We start from the raw sequence: 8,666 nt of genomic DNA, 5'->3' as shown, positions 1-8,666 counted from the left end.
TTTGATTTCAGAAGTATCAAATATAGCCGGGTATTATGCCCTTAATATTAAATACCCGGCTATGTTTGGAAAATAGTCGGTGCACCGACATGTCATGATGTTTAGAACTTTTTAGAATTTTTAGAATACACAGATTAGAAAGTTTACTTTCTATAAGAAAAAAGATATCAAACCAAACATCATGTAAAAAGTTTGATACTTTCATTATACAAACTATCACCATATTAGCAATACCAGATACCACGTTCCGTTGTATTTTAATTAATTTCAGCATATTAAACAATGCCTTGCATATTAAACTATGCATCACGCCAAATATCATATGGTGATATTGCTATAAAAACGGCTTTAATTTTTTACACCTCCTAATTTAAATTTAATATTTTTCCAAGTCATTCTCTTTTCAATCCTCATCCAGAATTGATAAAAATTCCAATAATTTCTTTAATTTGTAATTGTTTAACCTTTTAACTCTGGCTATTATATTCGCTTTTATTTCATTACTTGCATTTTTTCTACTACCGGTGCTTATATAATGGTCTATCTTATCTTCAAGCAGTTCTTCTACCGGTATATCAAATTTATCGCTTATCTTTTGCAGTACACTCAAACTTACATTTGAATTTTTACCTTCATACTTACATACCGTTTGCTGCTTGACTCCGATAATATCACCAAATTCCTTTTGTGTCATTCCCCTGTGTAGCCTCAATTTACGTATACTGTTCATAGTCACTCCTCCTGTCTTCATGTACGTCTCTTCGGTATTTCGTTGAACAACTTATATAAAGTATACTATAATGTATAAATTATCACAATATTATAACAAGAATTAATAATAAAGTTTATATTAACATTTTAATTTTTTTGTAAGGTATATATATTTTGCTGTAATATTTTTAAATATTTTATTACATAAAAAGACCCAAGTTCTCACCCGGGTCTATTATAAATAGATTATTCCATTGCACTTTCAAGCGCTTTTCCTACAGCTTTAATTATTCCTTTAGAACTGTGTGTAGCACCACTTACAGTATCCACATCCAATGATTGTTTTTCTATGATTTCAGGAATCACATCCCTTGCATCTATTAAATACTCCTCATCATCCCCTGTATCAACTATATTTATTTCAGTGATTTCTCCATTAGCAATAGTTACAGATACCGTCATCTTTCCACTGTGACCTGTAGCACTTCCTTCATAAGTTCCGTCTTTGTATGAGGCATCTGATGAAACTGTGTTTTGAGTATTTTGCTCTTCCACAGCTTCTTCTCCATTCTTTCTTGCCGCTCTAAATCCGAATACAGCAAGGACTGCGTAAATAATACAAATAAACACAACAAAGACTATACAAACAACTCTTTGTTTCTTATACTTTATAGCTCTCAAAACAAGGTAAACTACATATACAACAGCATAAACCGTTAAATCAAACAGTGTATCCAAATGACCATAAAATATGGATATACTGAATATCATTGCTATATGCAAAAACAGTAATCCATAGAATACATAGGACAGTTTTTGTAACGATTTCCACTTTTTAGGATTCATTCTTTTTCTGATAACCATAAATGAAGTTATTGTCAAAGGTATCAAAAGAATAATCATTATAAGTGAAAATACTGCCGCAAATATTCTCTGTGCATCCAATTCAGATATATTTGTAAAGAGTTTTACAAAATAATACTGCCCATATGATATATTGTGAATCAAGGTAAATAAAGCCGCAATAATTGCCATTTCACCTCTTGTACGTAGCAGTAATCCTCTCATTTTTGCAGCCGGACATACAGATGCCACCATGACAAGTATAAAGAGAGCACCTGCTAAGGTGCCTCTCGCCAATATATCATTTGCAATATAATCAACTACAAACGGCAAGCCTTTTTCAGGTGCAATTATAGTTAATATACTTATTAAAATCGTTGCAATATAAAAATATGTTGCATGTTTTTTTATAGGCTTTTCTAAAATTGCAAAAAAAGCCAATACTACAATAAGACATGCGACAAATTTCATTATTTTGTTACCTCAATTGTTAAATCAGGATATCCGTCAGCCTTAAGAACAACTGTATATGTTCCTGCTTCTGCAAATACAGGCTCATCCTTACCGTCCGAACTGTATTTTGCATCCAGATTTATACTTCCATCTTCATTAAATGCAACTTTTCCAAACTTTCTACCCTTGCCACCCTTGTACTCTGTATCATTCACCTTTGCATAAGTAATAGCACTTATATAATCCTTTACAGTAAGTCCTGCCTCATTTTCATCAAGTTTAAGAGTATTGTTCTCAAAGTGGAACTGTTCCGCATTCAAATTTGAATTTATAACAGCTGTGAAATTCAAATCAGCATATTTATCATTTGTAAATATAAACTGATACTTGCCGGGTACAAGGTCCTTTGGAAGATTCAAAGTACCGTTATCTTCCTTTACATTTGCTATATCAACATCTTTCTTCTTAGAAACTATTCTTCCGATGCTGTACTTGCTGTCATCTGAGGTTATTTCAAACTTAATCTGTGAGCCGTCCTTAGTATAATTAGCGCTCTCATCACCCTTAATGCTGTAGTTCTCAGGTGCCAAAAGCTTGCAAAACAAATCTGTATCTATCTCTATATCATCGGCATCCTTAAGTAAGTATGTAATCTTAGAAATAGTCTGACCCGGCAAGTCCTGATAACGAATATATGATACTGCATTTCCATGATTCTCCGTAAACGGTGCCGCTGCAAATGCAAGTTCTGCAGGTGAACGCCAAATATTTTCCAGATGCTCCATACCATACTTCTTGCCTTCTTTTGTTTCAAAAACAACACCCTGAACATCACCAATCTCAAGTTCAAGATCCTTTACTTCTATTTGATAGTTTCCATAATTTGAAGTAGTTGTAATTGTTGACTCCAAATCATTTTTAACAGTATTTCCAACTGTCTTTGAGAATGTACCATCTGAATTTAATACTTTATACTCTGATGGAGTTTCATCTGTAGTATCTGTAATCTCAGCTACAAATGTAAGAAGAGGATTAGTTGACTCCTTCTTTTCCTCTATAGCCTTTTTTGCATCCTCATACAGTGACTTTGAAATTGCAACATTTACATCTTTCACTCCTGAAATTGTTGATCCGTCACCAACAACTTCCGATACTGCTGTTGCAAACATTTCCGCCTTCTTATTTGTTACAGAGCTTACAGCATCATAATTTCCATCACTTCTGATATCTGCTGCCGCATCCGGAGCATCAAGCTTTGCAGTAAGCTTCTCAGGATTGGCCTCAGGCTCTACATTATTTATCTCTCCATAGTAGTAGTCAGCATATGGAATGCTTATCTTTGCATAAACATAATTTTCATTACCGATGTCAGCCTTACTCTCCTTGCTTACCTCAGACTGACTTTCGCTCTGTACTGAGCTGCTCTCAGCTGTAGTGGTTGTATCAGCTGCTTTTCCACAACCTGTTATCATCAATGCAAATGCTGCCGGTGCCAATATAGATAGATATCTTTTCTTCATAAATCCTCCATGAATATAAAATAAATTTGATTACCTATTACCCTAATTCGTTAGTATCTCCTAACTCAATTACAGAGTATTACATAAAATAATTATATTGTCAATTGCTTTTACGAAAAAACTGACTCGAAATAAATCCCCGAATCAGTTTTTGTTATACTCTATCCTAATAGTTCCCCTTTATATTTACCATTCTTAATTTTAAAGAAGAACTCACTGTATCTGTCAGAATCAAATATATCCAATAACTCCTTCATATTCCAGATAAGGTTTACACTGTCCAAGTCTGACCGGTCAACCCAAAATACTCTTCCTTCTTCCGATGCCTTTAATTCACCGCTAAATTTATCAGTCTTATATAAGAGTACCAGATATCTTGTTCCGTCTTCCTGTATCCAATCTTTAAAACCGCAGGCTATAGGATTTTCAATGGTAAGCCCTGTCTCCTCTTTCATCTCCCTGATAACAGACTCAAGCAGTGACTCATCTTCTTCCACATGACCTCCCGGGAATACCAAACCATCCGTTCCTGCTTTTTCCTGAACCAAAACCTTGCTTCCGTCACAGATTAAGCACATATTTGTTAACTCTATTTCTGTTTTTCTACTCAATTTTTCAATTCCCATATATACCTCTCTTTTAAGCTATTCTAATATCTTGCATATACACAGTCAATTAAAATCGGTATATACCCGGGTTTATGCACTTATTTGTGTATTATTTTCTAATATGATGATCTCATCCATAGAAACCTGAAATACTGCTGACAGTACTATCAAATTATCTATAGTCGGCATTGCTGTGCCGTGTTGCCATTTGTAAATAGCCTGTGGAGTGGCAAAACCAAATATTTCCTGCAAATTTCTCACACTAAGTCCTGACTCTTCTCTAAGTCTTACAATATTTTTTCCTGTAGCTACCAAATCTATGGTAGGAAAAATAAACATAACTCTTCCTTTCCGCTTCCGAACAGGAAAGAGTTACTTTTTCCTATTCAGAAGCCTTAAAATTATAAATCGGTTTCATTACCTCAATGATATCAACAGAATCCTTTATAACATCTATGATATCCTCAAGTCTTTTATATGCCATTGGAGCCTCGTCCAATGTATTTTCATTTATAGAAGTGGAATAAATTCCCTTCATTGTTTCTTTATACTCATCCAAACTTAAGTTATTCTTTGCGGCAGTTCTTGACATAAGTCTTCCTGCCCCATGAGGTGCGGAATAGTTCCAATCCGGATTACCCTTGCCCACTGCTAAAACGCTTCCGTCCCTCATATTTATTGGGATCAAAACCTTCTCTCCGCTATGTGCGGCAATAGCACCTTTTCGTAAGATCATTTCACTCACATCAATATAGTTGTGAATAGTATGGAATGCCTCAAGACTCTTCATTCCGGTTCTTTCTAAGATGATTTCTGCCATCAACTCACGATTTCTTTTCGCAAAGTTTTGACAAATCTCAACATCATTTAAATACTCCTCCAGATATTTTCCTGAGACATAACATAAGTCATCAGGCATGCTTGTTTCCGACTCATAAACATGCCAATGAAGTGCTTTTAGTGCAGTCTGAATCTCATTTTTTCTACCCTGCTCCTTATAAGTTCTTATGATTTCATCTCTTTTTTCAAGATAAGTATCATACCCTCTATCTAAGTTTGCCGCCAATCTCTGATAATACTGTGCAACCTGCTTTCCAAGATTTCTTGATCCTGAATGTACTATTAAGTATTTGCATCCGTCACTTGCCTCATCAATCTCAATAAAGTGATTTCCGCCACCGAGTGTGCCAAGTGAACGCTCAAGTCTTCTTGAATCTCTCAAATATCTGAAGCAGTTTAACTTTGTTAAATCAAAGTGCTCCTGTCTGCCCTCCCATACATTCATTCCTGATGGAATATAATGAGCAGCCTCATCTACTTTTTCAAAATCTATTTCCACTTTTCCAAGTTTTACCGTGTACATTCCGCATCCGATATCCACTCCGACTATATTGGGAACCGCCTTATCCTTTATAGTCATTGTAGTACCTATAGTACATCCTTTTCCGGCATGAACATCAGGCATTATACGAATTTTTGATCCTTCCGTTATCACATAATCGCACATTCTTCTTATCTGCTCTATTGCCTCAACCTCTACAACCTTTGCATAACATACTGCTGTATTTACTCTACCTTTTATTTCAATTCTATCCATATCTTCTCCTTTACATCAAAAAAACCGCCTACCCATTTAGAGTAAGCGGCCTCAAAAACATTTATCTAATATCAGCATAGTATCTACCTATGCCTATATTTATACAAACAATTTTCTCGTACTTGACCTATCTCCAATGAGTGCATTAAAACAAAGCCCTTCCTAGACGCCATACTAAGGAGTGCGTTATCAAAGCGTTCAATATTTAAATAGTCAAAACGATTCATTGTTCTCATGTCTTTTCCTTTCCGGGCACAATCCGCCCAATTTCTTTATCGATAGAATAACACAGTAAAGTGCTTTTGTCATTATACCGGCGGTATAAAAAGTGCTCTAAATCTTACAATTTAATTACCGGCTTGTAGTCTTTCTATACGAAAACACTTCAGGCTCCACTCCGATATTATCTCTAATCCACTGTACAGAATATTCAATATCATTTGAGGTATTATAATCAGGTATCTTGGGAATCCTTATATGAATCTTATCCTTTGACACTTTATTTCTAAGCTTCAACAAATTTTCAATCATATTTTTATTGTCTGTTTTTGTATAGCTCTTATAAATATCATTATTTATGTCCTTTATATCAATAATCCATTCATCCATATCATATAATACCGGCTTTATATAATTCCAAGGGACATTAAGTGAAGTTTCTATTCTTTTTGCCCATCTCTGGTCTGCCATAGTACAAACCTTATGAATATACTTTGATTGCAGTAAAGGCTCTCCACCACCAAAGACAACACCTCCTCCACTCATTAAATAATAAATATCATCCTTCTTTAAAACATCTATCAGCTCCTGCACGCTGAAGTCTGCATGAGGAACTGTTCCAAAAACTGTTTTACTTTTATGACAAAAATCATTTATACAATATTTACAGTAGAGAGGACAATCAAAAAATACAACCAATGTAGATATACCTCTTCCATCTGTGCCCATTCTGAGCCTTGAAACAGATAAAATATCTCCGACCATCACTCTACCTCCTCCGGATTAAGAATAGGAATTCTTTGCTTCTCTTTTGGAATCTCTGAAAGCTTCTTGCTTAAATACTCAGCTTCTTCATCACATTTTTCGCATGTTCCTGCACATGCACCCACATATCTGCACTCCTCAGAATAAAATTCTATATCGTTCATCTGAGCTAATTTATATCTGTATTCACGAAGTAAATTGCAAATTTTCTTCCCGTCTATTCTGGCTACCTGTCTATATATTATATCCCTTTTATATTTGTCACTCCTTTGGTATTCAGGAATATCTACCATACCCTCAATTAAATACATATTATCTGTATACTCATCCTTATCTGACAGGTATTCACTACTTTTTAATATAGTTTCTTTCACTGATGCTTTGTTAAGCGGAATATACGATTTTGACACCAGATCAAAGTAAGACTCCTTTTCTAATTTACTTATGCTATCTATTACAATCGGAAAAATCTCCTTAAAGTAATTTTGGACCGCTTCTAAAAGTTCGCCAAAATTCTTATAATCATTTTTCAAATAATCCTGAGTGTCTATATAGCAAATTGATTTTACACCTGATAAATCCGAAAGCATTTCCTTATGAGCTTTCATCCTTGCCTTTCCTTCAATATTCCAAGGTGGACTTGCCCAAAGATGAATATTCATATAATGCTTTCTATTTTTTATAATATGGTATGGATATAAACTGTTCGGATCGCCATCTGTTAAAAATAATATATCATCTTCAGATTGTAACATGTCATAAAGTTCATCTGCCACATCTTCTAAATCATTATAAACTCTACTGCCAACCCCCATACTCATACCAAGGCCAACTGATTTTCTCGGACAGATAAAGCACTCATATTCATCTGTAACCTTACTCCCGTGAAGACAGACCACTAACACTAAATCCTTATAATTTTTTAATATAGGATTTCCATAATGCCATAATATACCGCTGTCTGTTATTACTATTTTCATTTCTTATTTCCCCTGATTTTGAAAAGCACCATAAAATTCATATTCATCCATTTGCTGTAATCCTGATACCTGACCGTCTCCCATTTCCATTATTATAAGATTGCCGTCAGTTTTTCTTGCCAAGTCAATGGTTATAAAGCTGCTTTCTATCTCACTTATTATTGATTCAATCAGGGTATATTCATCTTCGGTTATATTTAATTCTCCACTGTCATTCCAATAATTATCGGCAATCAATATTTCACCCTTGAAAACAAATATTCTGTATTCTTCTGAAATAGGCATACCGCTATCTTTATGATTTCCTATAGATTTCAGACTTTCAAACTTTCGAAGTACAACTCCACCTTCAAGATTACTGCTTTGTCTGTTAATAAAATTATTGATTACTCTCTCAGTATTTTCCTTGTCCCGTATATCTTTTATAAAACAGGCATCATACCACTCATGTTTTCTACTTTTTACATAGTCTTTGATAATGAATGCCCCCTCTAATCCGTCTGTAAGTCTTAATGCATCTTCTATATTCTTTGACTCACTCCAAATACTAAAGGGAGTAGAACTTTCAAAGTCTTTGTACCATCCGGGTAAAAGATGATATTTTGCATACTCTTTTGGAGTATTTATAAGCTGTATTCCTCTTTCAAGCAGCAGATTATAAAAGTTTTCATACATATTTGGTGACATCATCCATCCCCTATATATTGTCAAACCTTTAATATCTTCACCATAAAGCGACAGTTTCCCAACTTCCAAGTCTTCATAACTAAATAATGCACAGGAATGATTCAAGCCTGCCGCTTGATATTCTTCCATATAATCCTCATCCACGCTCTTTTTATTCAACGGGTGACTGCAAAAAATAAAGTTTAAATTTTTAGCTGTCTCTAAATTTTCTTTCCTCATATATACTCCCTAAACAACTCCTGTTTTTATTATCTTTAGTATAAACAAAAAGCTGTACATTAAA

General features: G+C 34.4%; 9 protein-coding genes. All 9 read right to left on the bottom strand.

From position 1 onward, the window contains the following. Nucleotides 1–403: 403 nt before the first annotated feature. Nucleotides 404–730, bottom strand: coding sequence for a helix-turn-helix domain-containing protein (locus HMPREF1495_RS08870; RefSeq protein WP_007593844.1), 327 nt, complete (start codon nucleotides 728–730; stop codon nucleotides 404–406). Nucleotides 731–957: 227 nt separating this feature from the next. Continuing rightward, nucleotides 958–2,025 carry an FMN-binding protein gene (locus HMPREF1495_RS08865; RefSeq protein ID WP_007593846.1) on the bottom strand — a complete coding sequence of 356 codons (1,068 nt, stop codon included), beginning with the start codon at nucleotides 2,023–2,025 and terminating at the stop codon, nucleotides 958–960. Then, entirely contained in the window at nucleotides 2,025–3,527 is a 1,503-nt protein-coding gene (locus HMPREF1495_RS08860; protein ID WP_007593848.1) for a hemoblobin-interacting domain-containing protein, read from the bottom strand. Before HMPREF1495_RS08860 ends, HMPREF1495_RS08865 begins: the two co-directional genes overlap by 1 nt. 161 nt (nucleotides 3,528–3,688) lie before the next feature. Continuing rightward, nucleotides 3,689–4,153 carry an 8-oxo-dGTP diphosphatase gene (locus tag HMPREF1495_RS08855; protein WP_007593850.1) on the bottom strand — a complete coding sequence of 155 codons (465 nt, stop codon included), beginning with the start codon at nucleotides 4,151–4,153 and terminating at the stop codon, nucleotides 3,689–3,691. Between the two features lie 72 nt (nucleotides 4,154–4,225). Next, nucleotides 4,226–4,474 carry a helix-turn-helix domain-containing protein gene (locus HMPREF1495_RS08850; protein ID WP_007593851.1) on the bottom strand — a complete coding sequence of 83 codons (249 nt, stop codon included), beginning with the start codon at nucleotides 4,472–4,474 and terminating at the stop codon, nucleotides 4,226–4,228. Nucleotides 4,475–4,517: 43 nt separating this feature from the next. Further along, on the bottom strand, nucleotides 4,518–5,732 hold the full coding sequence (locus HMPREF1495_RS08845; protein WP_007593852.1) for an RtcB family protein: 1,215 nt from the start codon (nucleotides 5,730–5,732) through the stop codon (nucleotides 4,518–4,520). Between the two features lie 351 nt (nucleotides 5,733–6,083). Continuing rightward, complete coding sequence (locus HMPREF1495_RS08840) at nucleotides 6,084–6,716, bottom strand: radical SAM protein (protein ID WP_007593853.1); 633 nt, start codon at nucleotides 6,714–6,716, stop codon at nucleotides 6,084–6,086. After that, nucleotides 6,716–7,696 (bottom strand): hypothetical protein, encoded by a 981-nt coding sequence (locus HMPREF1495_RS08835; protein WP_007593854.1) that lies wholly within the window; start codon nucleotides 7,694–7,696, stop codon nucleotides 6,716–6,718. Before HMPREF1495_RS08835 ends, HMPREF1495_RS08840 begins: the two co-directional genes overlap by 1 nt. 3 nt (nucleotides 7,697–7,699) lie before the next feature. Then, the gene (locus HMPREF1495_RS08830) at nucleotides 7,700–8,602 is read right to left on the bottom strand and encodes an ATP-grasp domain-containing protein (protein ID WP_034213932.1); all 903 of its coding nucleotides are present in this window, start codon (nucleotides 8,600–8,602) and stop codon (nucleotides 7,700–7,702) included. Between the last annotated feature and the right edge of the window lie 64 nt (nucleotides 8,603–8,666).

The organism is Lachnoanaerobaculum sp. MSX33, assembly GCF_000512995.1.
In the GTDB taxonomy this organism is placed as follows: domain Bacteria; phylum Bacillota; class Clostridia; order Lachnospirales; family Lachnospiraceae; genus Lachnoanaerobaculum.
The sequence above is the reverse complement of the archived record's forward strand: the minus strand, read 5'-3'. Positions and strand labels throughout refer to the sequence as shown.

Coding starts and splice junctions, on each gene's coding strand:
- HMPREF1495_RS08870 (WP_007593844.1), bottom strand. CDS start 730: ATGAACAGTATACGTAAATTGAGGCTACACAGGGGAATGACACAAAAG.
- HMPREF1495_RS08865 (WP_007593846.1), bottom strand. CDS start 2,025: ATGAAATTTGTCGCATGTCTTATTGTAGTATTGGCTTTTTTTGCAATT.
- HMPREF1495_RS08860 (WP_007593848.1), bottom strand. CDS start 3,527: ATGAAGAAAAGATATCTATCTATATTGGCACCGGCAGCATTTGCATTG.
- HMPREF1495_RS08855 (WP_007593850.1), bottom strand. CDS start 4,153: ATGGGAATTGAAAAATTGAGTAGAAAAACAGAAATAGAGTTAACAAAT.
- HMPREF1495_RS08850 (WP_007593851.1), bottom strand. CDS start 4,474: ATGTTTATTTTTCCTACCATAGATTTGGTAGCTACAGGAAAAAATATT.
- HMPREF1495_RS08845 (WP_007593852.1), bottom strand. CDS start 5,732: ATGGATAGAATTGAAATAAAAGGTAGAGTAAATACAGCAGTATGTTAT.
- HMPREF1495_RS08840 (WP_007593853.1), bottom strand. CDS start 6,716: ATGGTCGGAGATATTTTATCTGTTTCAAGGCTCAGAATGGGCACAGAT.
- HMPREF1495_RS08835 (WP_007593854.1), bottom strand. CDS start 7,696: ATGAAAATAGTAATAACAGACAGCGGTATATTATGGCATTATGGAAAT.
- HMPREF1495_RS08830 (WP_034213932.1), bottom strand. CDS start 8,602: ATGAGGAAAGAAAATTTAGAGACAGCTAAAAATTTAAACTTTATTTTT.